The 24,696-nt window shown below is 65.2% G+C and carries 22 protein-coding genes; 7 read left to right on the plus strand and 15 right to left on the minus strand.

The window, feature by feature from the left end:
• Window positions 1-49 precede the first annotated feature (49 nt).
• The 3 genes from VITFI_RS01765 to VITFI_RS01775 all read right to left on the minus strand — a co-directional run bounded on the left by VITFI_RS01765 (window position 50) and on the right by VITFI_RS01775 (window position 1,538).
• Window positions 50-559, minus strand: coding sequence for an Lcl C-terminal domain-containing protein (locus VITFI_RS01765; protein WP_089415543.1), 510 nt, complete (start codon window positions 557-559; stop codon window positions 50-52).
• Window positions 560-656: 97 nt separating this feature from the next.
• Window positions 657-1,154 (minus strand): Lcl C-terminal domain-containing protein, encoded by a 498-nt coding sequence (locus tag VITFI_RS01770; protein WP_089415544.1) that lies wholly within the window; start codon window positions 1,152-1,154, stop codon window positions 657-659.
• Between the two features lie 192 nt (window positions 1,155-1,346).
• A complete protein-coding gene (locus tag VITFI_RS01775; RefSeq protein WP_089415545.1) occupies window positions 1,347-1,538 on the minus strand; it encodes a heavy-metal-associated domain-containing protein in 192 nt (63 codons plus the stop codon).
• A 111-nt stretch (window positions 1,539-1,649) separates the two neighbouring features.
• Here VITFI_RS01775 and VITFI_RS01780 point away from each other — a divergent pair, with 111 nt between their 5' ends.
• Window positions 1,650-3,971 (plus strand): heavy metal translocating P-type ATPase, encoded by a 2,322-nt coding sequence (locus VITFI_RS01780; RefSeq protein WP_089415546.1) that lies wholly within the window; start codon window positions 1,650-1,652, stop codon window positions 3,969-3,971.
• On the opposite strand, the gene VITFI_RS01785 is transcribed toward VITFI_RS01780, so the two are convergent.
• The 4 genes from VITFI_RS01785 to VITFI_RS17775 form a co-directional block, all read right to left on the minus strand.
• A complete protein-coding gene (locus VITFI_RS01785) occupies window positions 3,952-5,184 on the minus strand; it encodes a serpin family protein (protein ID WP_089415547.1) in 1,233 nt (410 codons plus the stop codon). The two genes, VITFI_RS01780 and VITFI_RS01785, sit on opposite strands and share 20 nt — an antisense overlap.
• A gap of 16 nt (window positions 5,185-5,200) precedes the next feature.
• On the minus strand, window positions 5,201-6,625 hold the full coding sequence (locus VITFI_RS01790) for a DUF4384 domain-containing protein (protein WP_089415548.1): 1,425 nt from the start codon (window positions 6,623-6,625) through the stop codon (window positions 5,201-5,203).
• Window positions 6,626-6,778: 153 nt separating this feature from the next.
• A complete protein-coding gene (locus tag VITFI_RS01795; protein ID WP_198301570.1) occupies window positions 6,779-7,165 on the minus strand; it encodes a carbohydrate porin in 387 nt (128 codons plus the stop codon).
• On the minus strand, window positions 7,162-8,241 hold the full coding sequence (locus tag VITFI_RS17775; protein ID WP_157725518.1) for a carbohydrate porin: 1,080 nt from the start codon (window positions 8,239-8,241) through the stop codon (window positions 7,162-7,164). Before VITFI_RS17775 ends, VITFI_RS01795 begins: the two co-directional genes overlap by 4 nt.
• An 88-nt stretch (window positions 8,242-8,329) precedes the next feature.
• Here VITFI_RS17775 and VITFI_RS01800 point away from each other — a divergent pair, with 88 nt between their 5' ends.
• The 6 genes from VITFI_RS01800 to VITFI_RS01825 all read left to right on the plus strand — a co-directional run bounded on the left by VITFI_RS01800 (window position 8,330) and on the right by VITFI_RS01825 (window position 15,758).
• Window positions 8,330-9,487 carry an imelysin family protein gene (locus VITFI_RS01800; protein WP_089415550.1) on the plus strand — a complete coding sequence of 386 codons (1,158 nt, stop codon included), beginning with the start codon at window positions 8,330-8,332 and terminating at the stop codon, window positions 9,485-9,487.
• Window positions 9,484-10,947, plus strand: coding sequence for a di-heme oxidoreductase family protein (locus tag VITFI_RS01805; protein WP_089415551.1), 1,464 nt, complete (start codon window positions 9,484-9,486; stop codon window positions 10,945-10,947). Before VITFI_RS01800 ends, VITFI_RS01805 begins: the two co-directional genes overlap by 4 nt.
• Window positions 10,947-12,398, plus strand: a complete 1,452-nt coding sequence (locus tag VITFI_RS01810) for an imelysin family protein (protein WP_089415552.1) — start codon at window positions 10,947-10,949, stop codon at window positions 12,396-12,398. The genes VITFI_RS01805 and VITFI_RS01810 overlap by 1 nt, the downstream gene beginning before the upstream one ends.
• On the plus strand, window positions 12,382-13,506 hold the full coding sequence (locus VITFI_RS01815; protein WP_089415553.1) for a DUF1513 domain-containing protein: 1,125 nt from the start codon (window positions 12,382-12,384) through the stop codon (window positions 13,504-13,506). Before VITFI_RS01810 ends, VITFI_RS01815 begins: the two co-directional genes overlap by 17 nt.
• Window positions 13,503-15,164 carry a DUF4139 domain-containing protein gene (locus tag VITFI_RS01820; protein ID WP_089415554.1) on the plus strand — a complete coding sequence of 554 codons (1,662 nt, stop codon included), beginning with the start codon at window positions 13,503-13,505 and terminating at the stop codon, window positions 15,162-15,164. Before VITFI_RS01815 ends, VITFI_RS01820 begins: the two co-directional genes overlap by 4 nt.
• An 84-nt stretch (window positions 15,165-15,248) precedes the next feature.
• A complete protein-coding gene (locus VITFI_RS01825) occupies window positions 15,249-15,758 on the plus strand; it encodes a TerB family tellurite resistance protein (RefSeq protein ID WP_089415555.1) in 510 nt (169 codons plus the stop codon).
• Window positions 15,759-15,818: 60 nt separating this feature from the next.
• Here VITFI_RS01825 and VITFI_RS01830 read toward each other — a convergent pair whose 3' ends face one another.
• From VITFI_RS01830 to fdxH, 8 genes are all read right to left on the minus strand, one after another.
• Window positions 15,819-17,474 carry an FAD-dependent oxidoreductase gene (locus VITFI_RS01830; RefSeq protein WP_089415556.1) on the minus strand — a complete coding sequence of 552 codons (1,656 nt, stop codon included), beginning with the start codon at window positions 17,472-17,474 and terminating at the stop codon, window positions 15,819-15,821.
• A gap of 68 nt (window positions 17,475-17,542) precedes the next feature.
• A complete protein-coding gene (locus VITFI_RS01835) occupies window positions 17,543-19,948 on the minus strand; it encodes a hybrid sensor histidine kinase/response regulator (protein WP_198301571.1) in 2,406 nt (801 codons plus the stop codon).
• 85 nt (window positions 19,949-20,033) lie between these two features.
• On the minus strand, window positions 20,034-20,543 hold the full coding sequence (locus tag VITFI_RS01840; protein WP_089415558.1) for an ABC transporter substrate-binding protein: 510 nt from the start codon (window positions 20,541-20,543) through the stop codon (window positions 20,034-20,036).
• The gene (locus tag VITFI_RS01845; RefSeq protein ID WP_089415559.1) at window positions 20,531-20,929 is read right to left on the minus strand and encodes a type 2 periplasmic-binding domain-containing protein; all 399 of its coding nucleotides are present in this window, start codon (window positions 20,927-20,929) and stop codon (window positions 20,531-20,533) included. Before VITFI_RS01845 ends, VITFI_RS01840 begins: the two co-directional genes overlap by 13 nt.
• Window positions 20,930-21,206: 277 nt before the next feature.
• Window positions 21,207-22,058: a formate dehydrogenase accessory protein FdhE gene (locus VITFI_RS01850; RefSeq protein ID WP_089415560.1), complete on the minus strand. Its 852-nt coding sequence runs from the start codon at window positions 22,056-22,058 to the stop codon at window positions 21,207-21,209.
• A gap of 32 nt (window positions 22,059-22,090) precedes the next feature.
• Window positions 22,091-22,972, minus strand: coding sequence for a formate dehydrogenase accessory sulfurtransferase FdhD (gene fdhD / locus VITFI_RS01855; protein ID WP_089415561.1), 882 nt, complete (start codon window positions 22,970-22,972; stop codon window positions 22,091-22,093).
• A 168-nt stretch (window positions 22,973-23,140) separates the two neighbouring features.
• Window positions 23,141-23,761, minus strand: a complete 621-nt coding sequence (locus tag VITFI_RS01860; RefSeq protein ID WP_089415562.1) for a formate dehydrogenase subunit gamma — start codon at window positions 23,759-23,761, stop codon at window positions 23,141-23,143.
• Window positions 23,758-24,696, minus strand: coding sequence for a formate dehydrogenase subunit beta (gene fdxH / locus VITFI_RS01865; protein ID WP_089415563.1), 939 nt, complete (start codon window positions 24,694-24,696; stop codon window positions 23,758-23,760). The genes VITFI_RS01860 and fdxH overlap by 4 nt, the downstream gene beginning before the upstream one ends.

A 24,696-nucleotide genomic window follows, 5' to 3' on the forward strand; every position in this document is an offset into this window, starting at 1 on the left:
TCAACAGCTTGCGGGCTTTTTGTTGGCTGGACGACGCCCGCCGAGGGACTCAGCGCACCAAACGAACGTGCAGCCGGTTGGTGGAACGCGCACTGGCGTTCACATACCCGACGAAGAAGTAAACGCTCCAAGCGTAGTCGGGGTAACCCACCAGGGTCGAGGACGTCCAGTAACCGGTCGAAGACGTGTTCGGGAAAGCGGTCACGTTGATGGCCGGCTTGCTGCGCGTGCGATCCACCAAACTGCCCAGCTCACGTGCCGTGGGCAGGCGCCAGCCGGCTTGGGTTTGAGCGTAGGCAATGGCCTGGTCATGCGTAAACAGCGCCATGCTGCCGATGCAGCTGTTGCCGTTCCAAGTCTGGCCCGCACTGCAACGACGCCATGTGCGGCCTGTCTTGGTGTCCGTCACAGCATCCCCGCTGGCGGAATACACAAAGCGCGAAGCCTCACTCTGCTCGGGTGCCTGGGCTTGTACAGCACCGCCACCCAGCAGCATGGCCGCCAGTACGCATCCAGAAGCCAGACTCGACGCAAAGCGGTGGGGAGCTGGAGGATTCATAGCAAGCTCTCTGATGTGGAACGGATTGTGTGGAAAAACTCTACAGACTCGGACGCAACTCCGCCAGCCTGACAAGTTGGGGGGGTGACATCCCGCATCACTTCACGAGTCGGATGGGATGAACATTGTCGCGGAAACTGTAGGCCAGCGCCCCCGTGATGAAATTCACGGTCCAAAAGGCGTCCGGATCGCCCACCATCGGTGATGACGTCCAGTAGTTGTTCAGAACGGTGCCAGGAAACACGGCCACATCAATCGCCGGACTGGTACGCTCCCGATCGACCAAACTGATCAGCTCTTTGGCATCGGGCAAGCGCCAGCCGCCAGCCTGCTGTGCTTTGGCATAGGCCACCGCCTGATCGTAGGTGAACAGCGTGGCTGTGCCGGTGCAAGCGTTGTTGACCCACGCCTGACCCACACTGCAACGGCTCCACGTGAAGCTGGTTTTGCTGTCGGCCACGGTGTCCCCCGCAGGTGAGGCCGTAAAACGGCCCGCCTGCGCCTGAACAGCCCCGGCCCCCAGCAAAAGTGTTGCCGTCAGCAAACAACCCAGGATCGGCTTGGCGCCGAATCGGTGGTTGGCAACAGGGTTCATATCGGGCTTTCTGCGTGAATGAGTGGGTTGAACAAAACAACAAGCCGGCGCTCCAAAGGCCACGCGCAGAACATCACATGACCAAGCAACACGCCAGATTTTACGGTTTGGCACGTTTCTGAGCGTAACTCAATGCGGTGTCGGAAACATACGACATTGTGAACGCGCCGCCCATCCCCCTATTAATATTCCTCAGGCGGCTTCGTAGCCTTCTTCGGCCAAGGCGGCCTTGAACGCTTCGGCTGGCAGCTCGCTGTGAATCGCCACTTTGTGGGTGGGCAAGTCGATGGCGACTTGGGCCGTTGCGTCCACTTGGCGCACTGTGGCCGTGACGGACTTGACGCAGTGGCCGCACGTCATGGTGGGCAAAACGAATTCGATCATGGCAAAACTCCCGGAGCCACGCCCCAACGGTTGACATGCTGTCAGTATCACCCGCCTCGGGACAATCCCCATTGCGCCAGATCGTCAGCCGGAGTGGATACAGTGCCCCCCATGATCACCCTGCCCATCCGAGGCATGACCTGTGCCTCCTGTTCCGCCCGTGTCGAGCGAGCGCTCAAGAAGTTGCCGGGCGTGCAATCCGCCGTCGTCAACCTGGCCACGGAAACTGCAACGATCGATGCGCCTGCACTGGATCGGTCGGTGCTGGTGGAAGCCATCGTGCGCGCCGGCTATGAAGTGCCCGACCCGCCAGCCACGCATCCTCCCCCAGACCCCTCGGCAAGCGATCCTGCCATGCCGGCCAGTGGGCTGGATCGGCTGCGCGCCCACCTGCCCCAAGACCCCGAAGCCCGCGACGTGCTGTGGGCCACCTTGCTCACCCTGCCCCTGCTGCTGCCGATGCTGGCCGGCGAGGATGGGCACCACTTGGTGGCCCCGTTCTGGCAAGCCGTACTCGCTTCCGTGGTGCTGTTCGTGTTCGGAGGGCGTTTCTTCAAAGCGGGTTGGAAAGCCGTCCAAGCACGCAGCGCCAACATGGATGTGCTGGTGGCCCTGGGCACTGGCGCGGCGTGGGCGTTGTCCATGGCCGTGTGGCTCAGCACCGACGAGGACACCCCGCCGGCCCTTTATTTCGAGAGCGCCGCAGCCGTCATCACCTTGGTGCGTCTGGGCAAGTGGCTCGAAGCCCGGGCCAAACGCCGCACGCTGGCGGCGCTGGATGCGCTGCAAGCCCTGCGTCCCGCCCAAGCCTGTGTGCTGCGCCATGGCCAGGAAAAAATCTTGCCCATCGACAAACTGCGGTTGGGCGATGAAGTGATGGTGCGTCCAGGCGAACGCCTTCCCGTTGACGGGGTGGTGCTGGAGGGGCACAGCCACATTGACGAGTCCCTCATCACGGGCGAGAGCCTGCCCGTCGCACGGGGGCCGGGTGAGCATGTCACGGGTGGCAGCGTCAATGGCGAAGGGGTGTTGAAGGTGCGTGCCACCGCCCTGGGGGCGGAAAGCCAAATCGCCCGCATCGTGCGTCTGGTGGAGGAAGCGCAGGGCATCAAAGCGCCCATCCAGCAGCAAGTGGACAAGGTCGCCGCCGTTTTTGTGCCCGTGGTCCTAGTGCTGGCCGTCGTGACTTGGGTGGGATGGCTGACCCTGTCCACGGAAGGGCTGGCCCAAGCCACGATCCATGCCGTCTCGGTGCTGGTGATTGCCTGCCCGTGTGCGCTGGGATTGGCCACACCGGCGACGCTGATGGTGGCCAGCGGCTTGGCGGCTCGACGGGGAATTTTGGTGCGCGACGCCAGCACCTTGGAGCGGCTGCGCGAGGTTCGCTTGGTGGCGTTTGACAAAACCGGCACCCTCACACAAGGCCACCCCGACATCACCGGCGTCCATGCAGCTCCCGGCATTGACCCCCAAGCGGTGCTGGCCACGGCTGCGGCCTTGCAGCAGGGCAGCGAGCATCCCCTGGCACGGGCCGTCTTGGCACAAGCCCGCGAACAGGGGTTGATCCTCCCGCATGCCACCGGCGTGTGCGCAGAACCGGGGTACGGCCTCCGTGGTGACGTTCATGCCGCCGGGCCGGACAGCCCGCGCTACACCTTCCATTTGGGCAGCTCACGCTGGATGCGTGAGCTGGGGGTGGATCTGCAAACCTTGGAGGCCGCCGCCCAAGCCCATGCTGTGCAGGGTCATTCCGTGTCGTGGCTGGTGCTGGTGCCCCCAGGAAGCCATGCTGCAACCTCCGACACGGACACGCCGCCGCCTCGCCCCACGCCCATGCTGCTGGGATGCTTGGCGTTCGGTGATCGGCCCCGAGTCACAGCGGCGGCGGCAGTGGCCACGTTGCAAGCGCAAAGCGTGCGCTGTGTGCTCATCAGCGGCGATCATCCAGCCGCCGCTGAGCACCTGGGCCGCGCCGTGGGGATCAGCGAAGTGCATGCCGACGCTCGCCCGGAAGGCAAAGCCGCCTTGATTGCGCAGCTCAAAGCCAGCACCTCGGGCGCGGTGGCGATGGTGGGCGATGGGATCAACGACGCCCCTGCCCTCGCCGGCGCTGACGTGGGCCTGGCCATGGCCCATGCCGATGGTGGCACCGATGTGGCCATGCACACCGCCGGCATCACGCTGCTGCGCGGCGACCCTTGGAGCGTGGTGGAGGCCCTGGCTTTGGCCAAGGCCACGGGCGACAAAATCCGCCAAAACCTGTTCTGGGCTTTTGCCTACAACATTGTGGGGATTCCGCTGGCCATGCTGGGCCAGCTCAGTCCGATGGTGGCGGGGGCGGCCATGGCGTTGTCCAGCGTTTGCGTTGTCAGCAGTGCGCTGTGGCTGGGCCGCTGGAAACCCCCGGTGATGCTCAGTTCTGCGCCGGATTGACCACTCGCCCCACAAACAGCGGGGCGCCGCTGGCTTGGTGGATGAGGGCGAACACGAAGGGGCGATCCACCACCGCGCACGGCGGTTGTGGCGCCGGCATGCTCTTGACCGACACCACCGCCGCTGTGGCCGCAGCCGCCACGCCGCCCACTTCGTCCACACGCAACGAAGCGGACTGGAACACGTTCTCCACATGCAGGCCCTTGGCCGCCGCCGCCGTGAGCATCGGCGTGAAATTGGCCTGGTGACTGAACATCGTTTTCACGCCCGATGCCTTCAGGGCCGCCTTCAAGCTCTGTGGCGAGGGCAGCAGCTCGAAGCGCGGCAGGCTCAGCGTGCAAGCCTGGGGCTTGAGTTGGGAGCGCCAGCGCGTCAGATCGGCGCCTTTGAGCCGCTCCAAGAAAGCCCCCAGAGGCCGCTCGGATGTGGGCATCGCCACCAGCAAGCTGAACGTTCCTCCCTCGAAGGGCAGTTCCATCACCAACGCCTGATCGGCTGGCACCTGTGCCAAACGCACCTCTCGTTCGGCTTGCATGGTGCGGGCCTCCACCTTGCCACCCCCTTCGAGCGTGAACGGACGCACCTGAGTGCGCAGCGGATCAAACGGCTGCTCCCAGCGGCTGGCAAAGTGAACGGCGTTGGTCACCACCAGGCGGGATGCACTGGACAGCGCTCCCGCCGGCAACAGTTCAGGCACCTGCTTGCGCGTCTGCTCGGACACCCAGGCGTTGATGCCTGTGCGCGCTTGCTCCGGGTCGGTCAACACCAAACTGCCGGGCTCGGCGCCATAGCGGGTGCGTACCGCGTCCGCATAACGGGGTTGTAGCGCAGCCGTCAGCGTGGCATCGACCCACAGCCGGTTGGCCAGCGTGACGGCCCCGGTTTTTTGCAACTCGCTCTGCCAAGCAGGCAATTGTGTGGCGTAGAACTGCTGGCCCCGGCGCGAAGATCCCGCCACCCAGTGCTCCAGCTCGGACTGGGTCGCACCGCTGGTGCCTGACTGCAACAAGCCCAACGCCGCCCCCAGCGACAGCGGCGACACCACCGCATTGCCTGTCGTGCCTGCGGCTTGCGTCTGGTGCCTCAGCAGCTTGAAGCCCACGTCGCCCAACGCATGCGCCAGCGCGGTGTCCCCCGCCTGCGCCTGCCCTCCCATCAGGGCGACCACACACAACACCACGGCGCGAGGCTTGAAAATTTGGAAGTGATCCATGCTTGTTATCTCCGGTTCAGCGCTCTTGGATCACCAGCACATCGCTGGCACCGAAGGCCGCATGGCCGCTGCCTTGGCCATCGCTGGCCTCCACCACCAGGGTGCGCGCATTGCCAGCGGTGGCTTTGGCCGTGGGGAACGTCTGTGAGAAATTCATGCCCTTGCCAATTTCTTTCTTCGTCGGCGAGACGATGGCCAAGATGTGGCTGGTGCCCGCAGGCCCCGCCGCCCGCACTCGCCAAGAGGAGCGCGGCAGTTTGATGGTGCCGGCGGCAATGCGGTTGTCCTCATCGATTTGGTTGGGGAACAGCAGGTCGAATGTTTTGCCATCGCTGCCCACATGCAACACATACAGGTAGCCTGGCCGGTTGGTGGTGACGCTGAAATCCAAGAAGTCCTTGCCAATCGCCAGCGACGTGTTGCCCTTGATCGACACTTTGTAAGACGATGAGCCCGCCGCCCGCAAGTCTCGCAGGGTGCTGACGGGGTCAACGTCCTGCTGTGCGGCAGCGGAGTTGCCGCCCGTGGTGGCGCCACTGGCCTCCGCCACGCTGGGGAAAATCACCGGCAGTTTGGGGTTGCCCTGCAAAGTCACCGTTTGCGCCCGCCCCCCTCGGCGGTTGATGTAACTCTGCGCACATTGCCGCAGCTCCTCGCCATTGATGCTGCCGCTGCGGTCGGTGTCGGCCTGCGAGCCCAAGCAGGACGACCACGCCAACGTCGCCACGCTGCCCTCGTTCGTGGCACCCGCGACCTCGGTGGCCGAGGCGGCTGCCACGTAAAGCACACGGGGCGCATCTTGCTTGGCACCAATCACCTCCAGATTGCGCCCCATTTTGTTGACGGCGTTGCCACAGCGGTAGTTGTCGCTGATGCCGGCGCCGACTTTGTCGGTGTCAGGAAAGTATTTGGGCACGCTGTCCGTGCTGCGCAACGCTTTGGTGGCGGCACCGCCGGAGAAACAGGAGTCGTTCATGAACACCACTTGCCCGGCCTTGGTGGCCAAGCGGTTGAGCTGCTCCTCCATCAAGCTGTCTTCGTACAGCATGGGATCGCGGGTGATCAGCCCCTCGGTGCAACGCGCACCGCCTCGGCCTTCAATCTGCCCACCGTGGCCCGAGTAGTAGAGGAACACGTTGTCCCCCGGTGCAATGCGCCCCGCCAACTGCGAGAACTCGGTGCTGACGTTGCTCTTGGTCAGCGTGGCATTGCTGATTTCGCGGATGTTGGCATCCGGTACCCCCATGGTGCGGGCGATTTTGCGCGCCATGGCCGCATCCAGATCAATGCCGGGCAAATTGGCGCGTGGGTTGCCGTAATCGCCGATCCACATGATCAAAGCGTGGTTGGCGGCATGAACCGTCCCTCCCACACCCAGACACGCACCAGCGAACACCGCAGCGGCCAGGGGCCGCAACGCAAAAGAACGGGAAGGAATCATGAGCAGGCTCCTGGGCCCTGGACGGGCCACGTGATGTGAGAACGTGCCGGGGCACGTTGGGCGAACGCATCCCCTGCATGCCCGGTTTACATCTTCCCGGCCCCTGCCCGCTCTGTCCAGATGCGCCGAGGGGCGTCCCCCTCGATCGGCACATCAGAAACCGATGGCGGCGCGCAAGCCCCACAGCGTCACGCGGCGTGCCTGATCGTCCCCGCCTGGGCGCTGGATGATTTGCACATCGGGCGTCAGTTCGATTTTTTCGCTCAGTTTCATGCGGTAGTACAGCTCGGCCAAACGCTCGCTGCCCGAAGCGGTGTAGCCGACCAGGGTCGGGTCGGCCAGCGTCGCGCTTTGCCATGCGGAGGACGTGCGCAGCCAACCCACGGCCACCCCCAGCGCATCATGTCCACGTCCCCAGGCGCGGCCACCGTGCTCGAAACCCACGGTCAGCGCTTTGTTGAACGCCGCGTCGCCTTGCGTGCGTTGGCCGTAGCGCCCGAACAAGTTCCAGTCGCGCCCCACCTTGTGATCGACACTCAAGCCCCAGCCGCTGTGCCGCTGCTCGGAGCCCAGCAAATCGGTGGTGTGCCCGTTCGTCCAGCCGTACAAACGAAACGCGCCCCGGGCTTCACCCCGTTGATCTGCTTGGGGATGATCTCGGCCTGCACGATCACCATGGGCCGGCCCAGGCCGCCATTGAAATTGGCCCCCGCGCCGGAGCCGAACACCCCCGCCGACAAACCCCAGCCCCAGCCACGATCCTCGCCCTCATCGATCCACGCCAGGCGCAGCCCGGGCGCCAGCCCGTAGGCATCGGCAGCGATGTCCCCGCCCGAATCCAGCAATGGGTTGTGAACAAAGGCGTTGTTGAGGAACTGGCTGGCCTCATCAGCAGCGACGTTGTTCTGGTCGAAGAACCCGAACATGTCCATTTTGCCGACGGTCAGCTCCACCCGATTGCCCGGCTGATCGTTCAAACCACTGCCACCCATGGGCCAAGTCGCCTGCACCCAGGCTTGCGCGACGATGGCGTAGGTTTCATCGGACCCCCCGGCGCTTTCAAAGGCCACCGAGTTGCCCGTGGCGGTGTAGGTCGGGCGCAACGCCAAACCGGTGCCCTGTCCGAAACGCACATGGCCAAAGCCATCGAGCTTGGCTTCGCCCCAGCCGCTGAGTTGGCCCATGGGCAAGGCCAGCGTCACGTCTCCCCGGTAGTTGGCCCGCGACAGCGTCTCATGGTCGGCGGCACTGGCGCGGGCCGTGCGTTGCATCACCCCCACGAGGCTGCCTTCGATTTGCACGCCGGCCTCTTCTTCCGGTTCGACCACCGCCACCGTGCCCGTGGCCGCCGGCGAGACGGGCGCTGACGCTGCGACGGGCGCCGGCGCAACCACCGCCACAGGCGGCGCCGACGGCGCGGGCACCGCCGCGCTCAAGCGCTCTTCGAGTTGGCGATTGCGCTGCTCCAGTTGTTGCAAGCGCTCGGTCAGGCGCTCGACCTGGCGGCTGAGTTGCGCCACATCGGGCGCAGCGTGTGCCGACGAAGCCAACAAAGCAGCCCCCATGGCCAGCGCGGGGGCCAAGCGGAGAGTCAAACGGGCGGGTAGGGTGGACATGCCAAACTCCAAATTTCTTAATAGGAACGATTCGCAATTAAGCTTACACTGTTTCGCGATGTGGTCTTTGCTTTTTGGAGGATGTGTGATGAAAGTGAAACAGTGGATGAGCGTAGGCATGCTGTCGCTGGCGTTGAGCGTCCCATCGGTGGGCGCGCAGGAGCACCCCATCGACGCCAACGCGGTGGCGCGCCACTATGCAACCCTGGTGCTGACGAACTATGAAGACACCTTGGGCGCCGCGCTCACCCTGCAACAAAAGGTGCAAGCTTTCGTGGCCGCTCCGAGTGCCGACGGGCTGACCGCCGCACGCCAAGCCTGGTTGGCCGCCCGCGAGTGGTACGGCCAAACCGAAGCGTTCCGCTTTTACGGTGGCCCAATCGACGACGCCAAAGGCCCCGAAGGTCGCATCAATGCTTGGCCGTTGGACGAGTCTTACATCGATTACGTCAAGGGTCGCGCCGATGCCGGGTTGGTGCAAAACCGGCGCCTGGCCATCAGCAAAACCAGCTTGGCCAAGATGAACGAACGGGGAGGCGAAGAGAACATCTCCACCGGCTGGCACGCCATCGAGTTTTTACTCTGGGGCCAAGATCAAAGCCCCACCGGGGCCGGCAATCGATCGTTTGAAGACTATGTGGATGGCAAAACCCCCCACGCCGACCGCCGCCGCCAAGCCCTGGCCACCATCACCGATTTGCTGATCGACGACCTGCGCTACTTGGTGCAAGCCTGGCAACCCGGCGCACCGTACCGCACGGCCTTCGAGGGGGGTGGCCAAGAGTCGATGCGCAAAATCATCGTCGGCCTGGGTTCGCTCTCACGCGGCGAATTGGCCGGCGAGCGCATGGAAGTGGCCCTCAACACCCAAGACCAAGAAGACGAACACTCCTGCTTCTCGGACAACACCCACCGCGACATCGTCACCAACGCCCAAGGCATCCACAACGTGTGGACGGGCCGTTACCAGCGCGCATCGGGGGCGGTGCTGAGTGGCCCTTCGCTGCAACAACTCGTCGCCAGCCGGGACGCCACCGTGGCCGAACACACCACCCGCAGCATCGAAAACTCACTGGCCGCCGCCCAAGCCATCCAAGCGCCGTTCGACCGCGAAATCATCGGCGCCGACAGCGCCCCTGGCCGCCAACGGGTGCTCAAGACCATCCAGAGTTTGGTGCAGCAATCCAAGCATCTGGTGACTTCGGCCAACGTCCTGGGCATCACCCGGCTGACGGTGAATCCATGATGCGCCGCCTCATCACCGCATTGGGTGGCCTCGGCGCCGTGGTGGCCTTGGGCCTGGCCCATTTTCAGGCCCAAGCCGAGAACGACAGCGACCCTCTGGGCGAACGCACCGGGGGCGCCACCACGGTGCATGCCAACGGTCGCAACGCTTTTTCGTTTCCCTTGGCCAACCTGAGTGACGATGAGCGGGCACGTTTCGTCGTCGGCAATTCGTTTTTTCGGCGCAACTGGGTCGAGGCTCCCGCGTCCACTACAGCGCGGGATGGGCTGGGCCCGCACTTCATCGCCCGTTCCTGCGGGGGCTGCCATGTGCAAGACGGTCGAGGCGCGCCCCCGGACTTTCGCGCCGGACTGCGCCCGCCGCACGATCCCACGGTGGGGCTGCTGATTCGCCTGTCCGTGCCCGGCGTTGGTGAGCACGGAGGCGTGGTGCCCGATCCGGTGTACGGCGATCAGTTCAACAACGCCGCCATCCAGGGGGTGCGCCCTGAAGGCCGGGTGGCCATGCACTGGACACCCGTCCATGGCCGCTTCGCCGATGGCACGCGCTACACCCTGCAACAGCCGCACTACCGCTTGACCGACCTGGGGTATGGCCCCTTGGCGCCGGGGGTGAAGCTGAGTCCCCGCGTGGCGCCTCATCTGGCGGGGGTGGGGTTGATCGAGGCCATTCCCTCCCGCGACATTGAACGCAACGCCGCCGAGCAAGCCGCGCAGCCCGGCCCCATCAAAGGTCAGCCTAACCGCGTGTGGGATGCGTTTGCGCAGCAGATGATGATCGGGCGCTTCGGCTGGAAAGCCAACGTCGCCACCTTGGCTCACCAGACGGCAGGCGCGTTCCTAGGGGACATTGGTATCACCTCGCGCACCCACCCGCACGAAGCGTGTACGCCCCGCCAAAAAGACTGCCTGGCCGCCCCGCGTGGGGGGGCTGCGGCTTCGCAAGCGGCGTCCGGCGTGGCGGTGGAAATCGACGACCGCACCTTGGGAGACGTGGTGTTTTACCAAGCCACGCTGGCCCCGGCGGCCCGCCGCCAAGCCGCTGATCCCCAGGTTGTGCGCGGCCAGCAACTGTTTGCACAGGCACAATGCGCCACCTGCCACCGCCCAAGTTATGTGACCGAGGAGGGGCCATTCCCGCATCTGAGCAGCGACAAACTGCGCCAGCAGCGGATCTGGCCTTACACCGACTTGTTGTTGCATGACATGGGCGAAGCGTTGGCAGACCACCGTCCAGACTTCGCCGCCAACGGCCGGCAATGGAAAACGCCGCCGCTGTGGGGCGTCGGCTTGATCCGGGACGTCAATGGCCATCAACGTCTGTTGCACGATGGACGCGCCAACGGCGTGCTGGAGGCCATTCTCTGGCACGGTGGTGAAGCGGAACTGTCACGCCGGCACGTGCTCCAATGGAGTCGTGCTGATCGTGAGGCGTTGGTAGCCTTTGTGGAGTCCTTGTGATGTGGAAAAAGGTGGGGGCAGCCGCCCTGATGCTGGTGACGGCCTGGTCAACGCAGGCCCAGACCGATTGGCGCAACCAAGCGATCCCGGCGTACTCTGTCCCGACCTTCGTTCGCATGCAGGATACCCATTGGTATGCGCCACGCGTGGTGGAATTCGTGCGGCGCGTCGAGGCCCTCAAGCAAACGCTGGATGCCCATTGCGACGGCAATGAATTGGTGATCCCCGTCCGCCAAGCCTGGCGTGACACCCTGACCGCCTGGGATCGTCTGGGCACCGTGGCCATCGGGCCGCTGGTGGAGCGCCGCACCGCTCGGCGCCTGGACTTCCAACCCGCCCGCGCCGAACTGATCGAACAGGCCATCGGCGCCAGCGCGCAAAACCAGCTTGACATGGATCAGGTGGGCAGTGCCGCCCGAGGGCTGCCGGCGCTGGAGTGGCTGCTCTGGAGCTCGCCTTACCAGCCAGCGGCGCGTCAGAGCCGGCGCAGCCGGCCAGCAGCATCGGCCCGCGCCACGGCCCGTGCGAAAGCCAAGGCCAAAGCCAGCGCCAAGAGCCCGAGCAAGCCCAAAGCGTCGGCCAAGGGCAAACGGGCTGAGGTATGGATCGAGCTGCCGCAGTTTGCCGGCTCTGCCCAGATGCTGGAGCAACTGGCGCTGCACTTGCCCGAGGGGTTTGTGCAAGTCAGCCTGAAGACCACCAAGAAGCCTGCTGCCAAAACCAACGCCAAGCCCGGGAAATCCAGCGCCAAACCCGCCGCCCGGCGAGCTGCCAAACCCAACCGCGCCCGCAACACGCGAGGACGCGCCGCCCGCGTGCTGGCCGCCCCGCCGCCGCCCGGATGGGCCACCAGTGGCGCCTCACGCACCGCCCAGCCCGGGGCCTGCCGCTTCGCCCAGGCCCTCGTGGCAGACATGCATGCCGAAGCCATGGCCCTGGCCGAAGGCTTCGCCAAACGCATCGAAGCGCCGGGGGATGAACGGGTGATGACCGAACGCCTGACCGAATCCCTGAACCAATGGGTGGGCGGTTTGGAACAACTGCGCATGCAAGCGCTGGAACGCCCCGTGCTGGACATGGCGCCCAACAACCCCCGGGCCCGCCCGCGCCTGCCGCGTCAGCTCAGTGGTGCGAGTGCGCTGGATCGGCAAGCCCGTTGGTCGGCGCTGCGCACCCTCGCCGTCTCGGAAGGACTGGCCACGCCCGCGCCAGACACCGGGCTGATTTCCATCGAAACCCTGCTGCGCAGCCAAGGCCGCATCGACTTGGCCGACAAGCTGGAAGAAGCCGCCAAGGAAGTCGATCGCACCTTGGAGGAAAGCCTGCCCAACACCCCCGAAAGCCTGCAAGCGGCCAGCCGAGCGCTGGCGACGCTGGGCAGCCTGGTCAGCACCGAGGTAGCGAAAGCGCTGGGCGTGTCGATGGGCTTCTCGGATGCCGACGGCGACTGAGATTCCCCCACGCCGTGCCCTGCTGCGTCACGCCCTGGGCTGGGGCGCGCTGGGCCTCGGTTCAGGATGGCCCCGGTGGACGCTGGCGGCCACCCACCCCACTGCCCCCGCGCTGATCGCCGCTTGGGACGACCCCCAAGGACGGCATTGGGTGGGCCGGTTGGTGCTCCACACGGAGGGGCATCGTTGGCAAGCAGACAGCGCCTTGGAATTGCCCACCCGTGCCCACGGGCTGCTGGCCCAAGCCGATGGCAGTGTGCTGGTCTGCGCACGTCGGCCAGGCGAATGGTTGCTGCGCTGGTGGCCCGAACACACCCAACCGCCCCAATGGTGTTGGATGAACGCCGACCGGCGTTTCACCGGCCATGTGGTGGCCCCGATCGGCGACACGCGGGTGATTTTCAGCGTCGAGGCCGATCAAGCCGACGGGCAGGGCTGGCTGGTGCGGCGCGACGCCGTCCAACTGACCGAGCAAACCCGCTGGCCCACCCATGGCATCGACCCGCACCAAGCCCTGTGGGACACCGATGGCAGCGTGCTGGTGGCCAACGGTGGCGTGCCGACGTTGCCTGAAACCGGTCGCACCCGCCGCGACATGCAGCGCATGGACGCCTCCTTGGTGCGCCTGGATGGCCGCGATGGCACGCTGCGCGGGCAGTGGCGCCTGAACGACCCACGTTTGTCGCTGCGGCATCTGGCCCGCCATGCGTCGGGTGTCGTTGGCATCTCGCTGCAAGCCGAACATGACGACTTGGCGACCCGTCGCACTGCCCCCTTGTTGGCCGTACTGGATGCACAGGGCCTGCGGCTGGCCTCACAGCCCCCAGCACTGGCCGGTTATGGCGGCGACATTGTGGCCATCGCCAGCGGTTTTGCCGTCGGCGCTCCACGTGCGGGTGGCATCGCCTGCTGGTCACCCACTGGTGATTGGGTCGGCTGGCATGCGCTAGAGGAAGGTTGTAGCCTCACGACCCAAGCGGGTCGGTGGTGGGCCGGTGGGCGCCACCACGTCCTGCACACCCAGCCCGATGGCACCCTCGACACCACGGCCTTGCCAGCCGACGTGCGCCTGGACAACCATTGGATCTCCACGTTTTCAGGGACATGACCATGCAACGCATGCGAGCAACAGGAGTTTTCACAGCGTTCACGGCGCTGGTGGCCGTCAACGCCACCGCAGCGCCTGGGGCGGGTGTTGATTTGGGTGGGTCACGCATTGAACGGGTGACGGTTTACCCCGGCATGGCCCAAGTGGAGCGCAGCGCCAAAGTCAGCGCTGGGGCCCGTGAGTTGGTGCTCGATTGCCTGAGCCCCTCGTTCGACATGGCGAGTTTGCAAATCGATGGGGCCGACGGCGTCAAACTCGGCCCGGTGTCCGCCCTCACCCGACCGCGCAGCGAGGTGCCCGCTTGCGATGTCACCCCGCTGGATGAGCGCATCCGCCAGTTGGAGGATCGCATCGCCGCCGTGCAGGCCGAGAGTGATGGCCACGACCTGGCCCTGGGCTACCTGCGCGGCCTGGGCGCCCCCGAATCGGCATCGGCGCCGATGCGCGTGCCCGGAGCGGCCCCGCAGGCGGCTGGGGTAGCGCCTCTGGTGGGCAGCATCCAACGCAGTGGGCAGGAGGCCTACCGCCAGCAAAACCGCTTGGCCCGCGAGCGTCAAACGCTGGAACGTGAACTGCAACCCTTGGCTGCCGAGCGCGAGCGCCTGCGTGGTCAAGGCGGTGAGGTGCGACAGTTGCGCATCGCCCTGTGGGCCACGCGAGACACGGCTCTGACGTTGCGTTACCAAGTCGCTGGCCCGAGCTGGGGCCCCAGCTACCGGGCCACACTCGACACCTCCCCCCCTCAGGGACGGGCCACCACCGTGCTGATGGAGCGCTTGGCCCAGGTCAGCCAGCGCACGGGGGAAGATTGGAAAGGGGTGCGCCTGACCTTGTCCACAGGCTCCCCGACCAGCGCCACAGCCGGCCCAGATCCGCGCCCTTGGCATGTGCATCCGCGTCCGCCCGTCGCGGCGGAGCGCGCCATGCCGGTGATGGCCCTTGCCGCGCCCGCACCGGCCCCCATGGTGGCACGCTCACGCAAGGCCGAACGGGCAGTCGAAGACGCTGAACCGGATTTCACCGTGCAGCAGGTGAACAACGAATTCGCCACCCAATTCGAGCTGCCCAACGGCGTGGATGTGCAAAGCGGTGGCCAGCGCGTCAGCGTGGCGCTGGACACCCAACGCTTGCCCGCCACCTTGCGGGTGCAAACGGTGCCCCAGCAAGAGGCCAGCGCTTGGTTTGTGGCCGACATTCAGCGCCCTGCCGGGGTCTGGCCGGAAGGCCCACTGCAATTGCTGCGCGGCACGCAAGCGGTCGGGCGCACCACGTGGCGCAGTGGCGATCAAGAACGCATCGACCTCCCCTTTGGCCGGGATGAGCTGGTGCGGGTGCGGGTGCGGCCCAGCCCGCCGCGCACCGCCAGCGGGGGGTTCATCGGCAGCCGTCAAGAGCGCCAAGAAACACGGGTCTACGAGATCGAAAACCGGCACCGCACGCCCATCGATTTGCAAGTGCTCGAATCCAGCCCCGTGGCTCAAGATGAACGCATCAGCGTCACCCGGCAATTCACCCCCGAGCCGCAGGAGATGGCTTGGCGCCAACAGCCGGGCATCGTGGCGTGGCGCCGCACGCTGGAACCCGGCCAGACCGCCAGCTTCTCCGCCGACTACCTGGTGAGCCACCCCAAGGACGTGCAGCTTCAGGACATTCGCTGACGCTCAGACATGGAACTTCCCCCAAAAGATCGAGTCAGAGCGTGCGCAACACACACTTCCCCTGACCGACCAAGGAGATGACAGATGGGTCTGTTCGACATGTTCAAGAGCGATTCCGGCGAAAAGATGACGCCTCACTTGGCGTTTGCCACGTCGCTGCTGTACATGATGTCGGCCGATGGCGAAATCGATCACGAGGAGATCGGCCATTTGCTGTCCGTGCTGGGTGGCCAAGACCAAGGTGATGGCACGGTGGGCGTCGGCGCCCAAAACCAAGCGCTGCTGGACAACGCCGTGAAGTACCGCCGCAAAAACTCGGTGGACACCTTCTTGGCCGCAGCCACACCGCTGCTGACCGATGCGCAAAAGATGTGCATCCTGGTGAACCTGATCGATTCGTCCTTCGCCGACGGTCAACCGGAACCGGAAGAACAAGCCCTGTTCGGCAAGTTCATGCAAGCCTTCGGTGTGGGCGAAGAGCGCTTCCGCCCGTTCTTCGAAGTCATTCTGCTCAAGACCGACCGCAGCGTCTTCGTCAACCAAAACCACCCGAAAAACGCACCGGGTTATCAGGTCAAACTCTCTGTGAACTGAGTTCCTGGGCCTGACGCCTGCCCCACACGGCCACCTTCGGGTGGCCGTTGTCATTCAGGCTCACGCAGCGGCGTGCGCCGTCGCGGCCAGCCAAGTGCGATATCCCCCGGTGAGGTTGCGCACCATGAACCCGCGCTGCATCAGGATGCGGCACGCCAGATACCCGCGCAGCCCCACTTGGCAAAACACCACCACCTCACGCGAGGCGTCCAGCTCACTCAGGTGATCGCGCAGCGTGTCCAAGGGCAGGTGCCGCGCCCCCGGGATGCTGCCTTGGGCCACTTCGGCAGCCGTGCGCACATCGATGAGCTGCACCACGTCCCGATCCAACTCACGAACGGTGTGCCAGGCGATCACCGGATGGCTGCCCTCCAACGTATTGCCCGCTACGTAGCCGGCAATGTTCACCGGATCTTTGGCCGAACCAAACGGCGGGGCATACGCCAGTTCCAAATCGGCCAGTTGCGGGGCTTGCCAGCCGGCTTGCAAAGCGGTGGCGATGACATCGATGCGCTTGTCCACCCCGTCCCGTCCAATGGCCTGCGCCCCCAACAAGCGCCCGGTCGGGGTGTACACCAGCTTCAAACTGATGGGCTGCGCTCCCGGGTAGTAACTCGCATGTGAACCGCTGTGGGTGATGGTGCTCACCACCTCCAGGCCCGCCGCTCGCGCTTGGCGTTCGTTCAACCCTGTGCTGGCCACGGTCAAATCAAACGCCTTGAGGATCGCGGTGCCCAACGTCCCCGGGTACGCCGGGGCCGTGCGCCCCGTGAGGTGGTCCGCCACCCGGCGCCCTTGCCGATTGGCCGGCCCCGCCAAAGGAATCAGCGATGCTTGGCCGCTCACAGCGTGCGTCACCTCGATGGCGTCTCCCAAAGCGTAAATGTCCGGGTCACTGGTCTGGAGCCACTCGTTCACGGCGATGCCGCCCGTGCGTCCCACCGCCAGTCCCGCATCACGCGCCAGTTGGGTTTCCGGGCGCACCCCGATGGCCAGCACGATCAGTTCAGCCGCCAAGCCCACGCCGTTGTCCAGCCACGCCACGGTGTCATGCTCGCGGTCTTCAAACTCGGCAATGCGGGCGTTGAGCACCAACTGCACCCCCTGCTCGCGCACTTGCTGATGCACCAAGGCGGCCATTTCCTCGTCCAATGGCGCGATGAGCTGGGCACTGCCCTCCACCAAGCTGACCGCCAGCCCGCGATGGCGCAGGTTTTCCGCCACCTCCACCCCGATGAATCCCCCACCGATCACCACGGCACGGCGCACATCCCCCCCTTGCAGACGCGCCATCATCCGATCGAGATCGGGGATGTTGCGCAAGCTGTGAACCCGCACCGACGGCAAACCCGGCAGCGGCGGACGCACCGGCTCAGCCCCCGGCGACAGGATCAACCGGTCGTAAGACTCCTCGTGTTCTTGGCCGCTGGCCACGTCGCGCAAACGCACGCAGCGCCGGGCGCGGTCAATGTGCAGCGCTTCACATCCGGTGCGCACATCGACCCGGTAACGCTGGCGAAACAGCGCCGGTGTGGCCACCAACAACCGCTCACGTTCAGCAATGACACCGCTCAGGTGATAGGGCAGGCCACAGTTGGCAAAACTGACGTAGGGGCCACGCTCGACCAACACAATGTGGGCATGCTCGTCGTTGCGACGCAGGCGGGCAGCGGCGGTGGCACCACCGGCCACCCCTCCAATGATCACGGTTTTCATCGTCAGAGCGCACAAAAGTCAAGATCGGCGCATCTTAGGCCAAATACCCCACGGGGTTTTTGACAAAGCTAAACCCGTGCCAACTCGGCAGGGTGTTCGCGTGTCAGTTGTCGTTGCAGGGCCTGGGCCAGTGCATCTGGATCGACGGGTTTGGCCAAGAAATCATCCATACCGGCCTCCAAACAGTGCTGGCGATCCTCGGTAAAAGCGTTGGCCGTCAAGGCGATGATCGGCGTGTGACGGTGCGCAGGCAGTTGGCGGATGCGGCGGGTCGCTTCCAACCCATCCATGCGAGGCATCTGCACATCCATCAGCACAACGTCGAACGCCGAACTCGCTTGCAAACAGGCCACGGCTTGCTGGCCATCGTCCGCCACTTCAACCGCCAAGCCCAGCAACCCCAGAAGCTGGGCGTTGATTTCTTGGTTGAGGGGGTTGTCCTCCACCAACAGCACACGCCGCCCCTGCGCCCAGGGCGGCGGCGGTGGCGGCGGTGCATCCGGCGCCTCCTGAGGGAACGGGGGTACCAATACCGGCCTCACGCCCTCCCGAACCGCCTCCGCCTGAGCCAGGGCCAGTGACACCTCAAACCAAAAGCAACTGCCCTGCCCCGGCGTGCTGCGCACCTGAAGCACACCGCCCATCAAGCGCAGCAACTGCTGGCTGATGGCCAACCCCAAACCGGTGCCGCCAAAACGCCGCGTGGTTGAACCATCGGCCTGCTCAAACGCTTGAAACAGCCGGGTCTGCTGCTCGACGGTCATGCCAATGCCGGTGTCCTCGACTTCGCAGCGCAGCGTCACCCTGTTGGAGCCCGCTGCATCGCCCCGACCGCGCAGCACCCGCACCGACACCGCCCCCACTTCCGTGAATTTGATCGCATTGCCCATCAGGTTGACGAGCACTTGGCGCAGCCGCACATCGTCCCCGTGCAACGCGGGCGGCAGTTCGGGATCGAGTTGGTACGTCAGTTCCACGCCTTTGGCGTGCGCACGCTCGTCCAAGATTCGGCAAGACTGCGCCAGCCACTCGCGCACCACGAAATCGTGCAGGGACAACCGGAACTTGCCCGCCTCGATCTTGGAAAAATCCAAGATGTCGTTCAACAGGGTCAGCAGGTGTTGGGCGGCGCCATCCAGTTGATCCAACCACTGGCGCTGCTGGGGTGACGAACCCCGGCGAATCAGGTGGCTCAACCCCAGCACCGCATTCATGGGCGTGCGAATTTCATGGCTCATGTTGGCCAAAAACTCGCTCTTGGCCCGTGCTGCCGACTGCGCCACATCGCGTGAGCGCGCCAGCTCCTCGGTGCGCTCGGCCACCAGCTCTTCCAAATGGAAACGGTAGCGGGCCAGCTCGGCATCCATGCGGTGCCGCTCAGACACATCACGCGCCACAGCGGTGAAGCGCCAAGAACCATCCTCCCCTCGGATGCGTGAGATCCCAACCTCCAGCATCAGCAAGTGCCCGTCGCGGTGCCGCCCAGAAACCACACGATCCCGACTCATGCGCCGGGCGCGGTGGTTTTCACGCTCCCCAGCGAAGCAACGCACATACTGATCGTGCGCGGTGGCCGCCCCTTCGGGCAACAGCACCGCCAAGGGCTGCCCCCGAATGTGCGCTGCCCGATACCCAAACAAGTTTTCCGCAGCTTGGTTAAAACCGTCGATCGTGCCGTCTTCGCGCACGGTCACGATGGCGTCTGGCGCCGACTGGATCAACTCGGCCAAGCGCTGCTCGCTGGCTTGGCGCTGCTGAAGCTGCCGCACCAGTTCGGTGGCCATGTTGTTGAAACCCAGCGCGAGCGACTGCAATTCATCCACGGGCATGTTCGGCACGCGGTGCGTCCAGTCCCCCTGAGCGAGCGCATCGGCCGCTTGGCGCAGCGTGGACAGCGGCCTCAGCACCCACCGATCCAGCACCCACGACAGCAACAGCGCCATCATCACCAGCAGCGCAGCGTCGTAGAGGTGATCGACCAAGGCCACCCGTCGGGCCACAGCAAAAGGAAGGGTGGCGTCGTAGGTGATCTGGATGCGACCCGCCTCACTGGAGCGCAACCCGGCACCCGACACCGGCCAAGGAAACGCCTGGGCAATCACCAAAACATGGCGGTCGGCATCTTCACGCCATTGCGCATCGCCTCCTGGTTTCAGCGTGTGCAGCCAGTTCAAGTCGAACCACTCAGGCAGTTGCGACGCAGGCACCAGGCGCTGGCTGAGTTGCGTGGACGTTCGCACCCGATCCTGGGGATCCAGCACCACGGCATGCACCACACGCGGGTCGGCCATGGCGTGTACCAGCAGCTCGTCCAACAGTTTGTCTGAGGCCGGCGCCATGCGTTCAGACAACACACTCAACCGCGCCAACTCATGCTGAGCCTGTTGACGCAGTTCGTGCCACAAATGCTGCTCGGTTCGCCCCAGTGCTTGCCACAGCAGCACGCCCATGCCCACCAAGGCGAACACCAACATTCCCAAGGGAATTTGCCAACGCAAAGACCGGTAGGGTGCTCGCGAAGCCGTCGGAGGTGGCAAAGGGTCTGGCATGGTCACGGCATTACCCATCTTGTTCATGAACAGCGGGCAGGAACGCATCACTGACCCATCCACTCAGTTCTGGGGAAACATTCAGGATGTCGGCCCGCCGCATGGTAGCCACCAACTGGCGGGCCAACGGGTGGATGCGCCCCAACCCAGGCGCCAACCAAGCTCGGTTGGCCCGAACATCGGGCAAGGCGATGTCGGCATAACTGGCCAGAACCGCTTCCGGATTCAGGCCCAATCGCGGTGCAATCTGGGGCGCACAGTGCTCGGGGTGGCGCTGCCACTGCGCCAATGCCCAGAAATGCGCCGACACCGCGTGACCTACGGCAGCAGAATGGCTGGCCAACCATGCGGTGCGAATCGCCAGGGTGTCGATGATGGTGCCGGGCACGTCCGCGCTGGAAAACACTTGCACCGCACCGGTTTGACGCAACTGCGTTCGCACTGGCTCATAGGTTACAAGGGCATCGACTTGGCCGCGTAAAAAAGCGTCTTGGTGAACTTCAATGTTCAACGCCACCATCTGCACGTCTCGGGGGGCCAAGCCTTGACGGGCCAGAAGGCATCCAGCATGAGGGCGCCGGTGGCGCTGGACTCCACGCCGATACGCTTGCCGTGCAAAGCGCCTGGTGCTTGCAATCCGGGCTGCACCAGCACCACGTCCGCCCCGCGTGACTCATTGAGCACCGCCACAACGGTGAGGTCGATACCCCGTGAGCGGGCCAGCAGCACTTCATCGAGTGTCAGCGCGGCCCCTTCGATGGAGCGCACCGCCAACGCCCGCAAACTGGCCGAGGCCGAAGGAAACTCGATCAGGCGCACCTGCTGGGGATCCAACTGGCCACGCTGGCGTGCCAAATACAGCAGCTCATACCCAGGCCACGGATGCGCGCCAATGCGCAGGGGCATGAGCGGATACGGCGCACATCCACCCAAGCCCCACACTCCCGCAGCGCCTGCTGCGGTTGACAGCTGGAGCCATTGCCGGCGGGTGACCGGCTTCACGAAAAACGAGCGGCTAGATGGCGACATGTTCAAACGCCTCTTCAGCCTCGCCGGCCCACCCCGTGGGCGTCCACAACCAAGCTGAAGTGCCGTTTGATTGTGACTTGACCGCCTAAAAAAGACAGACCAAGCTCATGGCAACACTGTCAACAATCTCCCCCTAAAACAGCGGGTTCTGGTGTCAAACCTGCGTGGGGCCCCCAGAGATGAGCAGCAAGCACGGTGCCGCCCGCCCATAACCGGCCTCGCCGACCAAGACGTCCAGCACCAGCGTGGCCAGATCGTCCGCCAGCGGGTCGGCGTGTGGGTCTTTGTCGCGGAACAGGGTTTTGACGTAGCCGTGGCAGGCGTCGCAAGTTTCGGCCTGCACGCTGGGGTGGGCGCCTTCCAGGCCCCGGTATTCGACTTCACGCGGGCTGTCACACAGCGAGCAGCGGGCACGCACGGCGTGCCAGCGCGTGGCGCACAGGCTGCACTCCAGGTAACGCAGGCCGGCTTTGCCATCGGCGGTGAGCACCACCCCGGCATGGGCCACGCTGCCGCAGCACGGGCAACGCTGTTCGCCCGGCACGGGGCTTTGCACCGGGTTGACGGGCGTGCCACGCGCCACGGCGGTGAACAGCAGTTGCAGGCTGGCGCCCAACAGCAGATCGGCGCGGTCTTGCGGGCCGCTGGCGTCGGGGTCGGCGTGGGTGTAGGCGAGCAGGCGTTGGGCGCGCTCGCTCAACGCATCCAAGCTCAGGGTGAGGCCCTGTGCCAAGGCGCGGCCTTCGCCCTCAGACAAGGTTTGCACCAGCGCGGCATGGACGACCGGCAGCTCGCTCAAGGCACCGCTGACGGGGCCGAGGGTGCCATCCAGGTGCTGTTGCGCGTCACAAAGCTGGGCCACGGCGCGCAGCCAAGCGCCCATCGGATGCGTGGCGGCCAAGTGGCGCAGACGCGCCGCACGCTCGCCAAACAGCCCGGCACGCGGCGGCAGCCAAGTGGGCGGCGCCACGGTGGAGGGCAGGACAAAGTTCGCGGGTGCGCTCATGGGGAAAACCGTTCGGAAACGTTCAACATTCGTCAATTAGAAGGCTGCGCCAACACCAGCCGTTCGGCTTGGGTGTAGGCGCTCCACTGGCCGGGGCGGGCAAAACCGATGAGCAGCACGCCCGCCGCTTCGGCTTGGCGCACGGCCAGCGCCGTCGGCGCGGACACGGCCACCAGCGTGTGCCCGCCCGCGCACGCCACCTTTTGCACCATCTCGTAAGAAGCGCGGCTGGTGACGAGCACAAAGCCTTCGCGCAGCGACGTGCCCGCCCGCGCCAGGGCGCCGATGAGTTTGTCCAGCGCGTTGTGACGGCCCACGTCTTCACGCAGGCAAAGGATGTCCCCAGCCGGCGACACCCACGCTGCTCCGTGCGCCGCCCCGGTTTGCTGGTGCAAGGTTTGATGCGGGCGAAGCTGGTGCAGCGCGGCATCCAGCGCCAGCGGGGTCGGCGCGGGCAGCAGCGGAGCTGGCACGCTGCCGGCTGGAATGCGGTGTACGGCGGAGAGGCTGTCCACCCCGCACAGCCCGCAGCCGGTGCGCCCGGCCAGGTTGCGCCGACGCTCCTTCAGGGCGACGAAGCGTTGCGTGGCAATCGTCATTTCTACGCTCAGGCCGTCGCAACTGGGGGACACGTCCAGGTCGTAGAGCTGCGCCGGGTGGGTGAGGATGCCTTCGCTCAAAGCGAAGCCCAGTGCCAGATCGGCCAAATCCACCGGGCTGGCCAGCATCACAGCATGCGACACGCCGTTGAACACCAGCGCCACCGGCACTTCCTCGATCACCGCATCCTGCACCGCCAGCAGGCCGCCCGCCGTGCTGTGGCGCAGCACGGGCAGGCGTTGGGTGGCGGGCAGGCCGTCATCGGCGCAGAGGTCGGGCTCGGTGGTGGGTTGGGGGAACAGGGCTGGAGTCATGGGTTGAGTTTGGGGTGTGAGGGCGGTGTTTCCCTCTCCCCAACCCCTCTCCCACAAGGGGAGAGGGGCTTTAGGGTGGCCGTCGGTGTGAGCGTTGACTGTTGCAAGCCGATCTCCCTCTCCCCTCGTGGGAGAGGGCCGGGGAGAGGGGGCACGCAACACCAACGCTCACTTGCCCGTCACTTGGCGATACCACGCCCGGTGGTGCTGTTTGGCCCAAGCGCGGGTCACCGTGCCGTACCACATGGCGCGGATGGTGCCCTTCACCCAGATCGCCGCGTACACATGCACCATGATCAAACCGATCATGGTCACGCCCGCTGCGGCATGAACCACCGCCGCCAAGCGCACGATCGTCACGTCAAAGTGAAACCATGCGCGCCACAGCGGAACGCCCGACAGCGTCATCAACAGCATGCACACTGCCAAGCCCCAGAACATCATCTTCTGGCCGCCGTTGTACTTGCCTTGCTCGGGCATGTCGTGGTCGTTGCCGTCCACCATTTTGTGGGCGTTTTTCAGCCATTCCTTGTCCACGGGCGTGAGCGTGTTCAGGTGCTTGAAGCGCATGAAGATGATGAAGAACGCACCCGCCATTAGCACGCCGATGTAAGGATGCAGGATGCGCGCCCACACCGGCCCGCCCAAAAACGTGCTGAGCGGAAAGAACGCCGGGTGGAAGAACGCCAGCCCCGAAATGGCCAGCAGGATGAAACTCATGCCCACCGTCCAGTGGTTGAGGCGCTCGCTGGCGGTGTAGCGCTTGAGGTCTTTCGGGTCGCGGATCATGCTCGCTGCTCCTTCTTGCCGTTCTTGCCTGTCTGGGCGGATGCCTCGGCGCGGTCTTCGTCCTCGATCTCTTTTTCCACGTCCTTCGAGACCTCATTCGGCCCCTTGCTGATGTAGTGGAACAAACTGCCCACGGCCAGCGCGCCCAGGCCCAGCATCGCCAACGGCTTGGTGATGCCCTTCCACACCGACACCATCGGGCTGATGCCAGGGTCTTTGGGCAGGCCGCTGTAGAGCTGCGGCTTGTCCGCGTGGTGCAGCACGTACATCACATGCGTGCCGCCCACGCCTTGCGGGTCGTACAAACCGGCTTGGGCGTAGCCCCGGCTCTTCAGGTCTTCGATGCGCGTGGCGGCGACTTCCTTCATGTCCTCCTTGGAGCCGAAGGTGATGGCGCCGGTCGGGCAGGTTTTCACGCAAGCCGGTTCCTGGCCCACGGCGACACGATCCGAGCACAGGCTGCACTTGTAGGCCTTGCTGTCTTGCTTGGAGATGCGCGGCACGTTGAACGGGCAGCCGGTGACGCAGTAACCGCAGCCGATGCAGTTTTCTTCGTGGAAGTCCACAATGCCGTTCTTGTACTGAATGATCGCGCCCGGCGACGGGCAAGCCTTCAAGCAACCGGGGTCGGCGCAGTGCATGCAGCCGTCCTTGCGGATCAGCCATTCGAGTTTGCCGGCCTCGTCTTCCACTTCGGCGAAGCGCATCACCGTCCAGGCTTGGGCGGAGAGGTCGGTCGGGTTGTCATACACACCGATGTTGGAACCCACGTCCTCGCGGATGTCGTTCCACTCCGAGCAGGCCACCTGGCAGGCTTTGCAGCCGATGCAGGTGGTCACGTCGATGAGTTTGGCCACTTCGGTGGTGGTGCGGGCCTGCGGCGTCGGCGTGGTGGTGGCCGAGCGGCGCAGGATGTCCAAAGATTGCAATGCCAT

Source organism: Vitreoscilla filiformis, from assembly GCF_002222655.1.
GTDB lineage: Bacteria > Pseudomonadota > Gammaproteobacteria > Burkholderiales > Burkholderiaceae_C > Ideonella > Ideonella filiformis.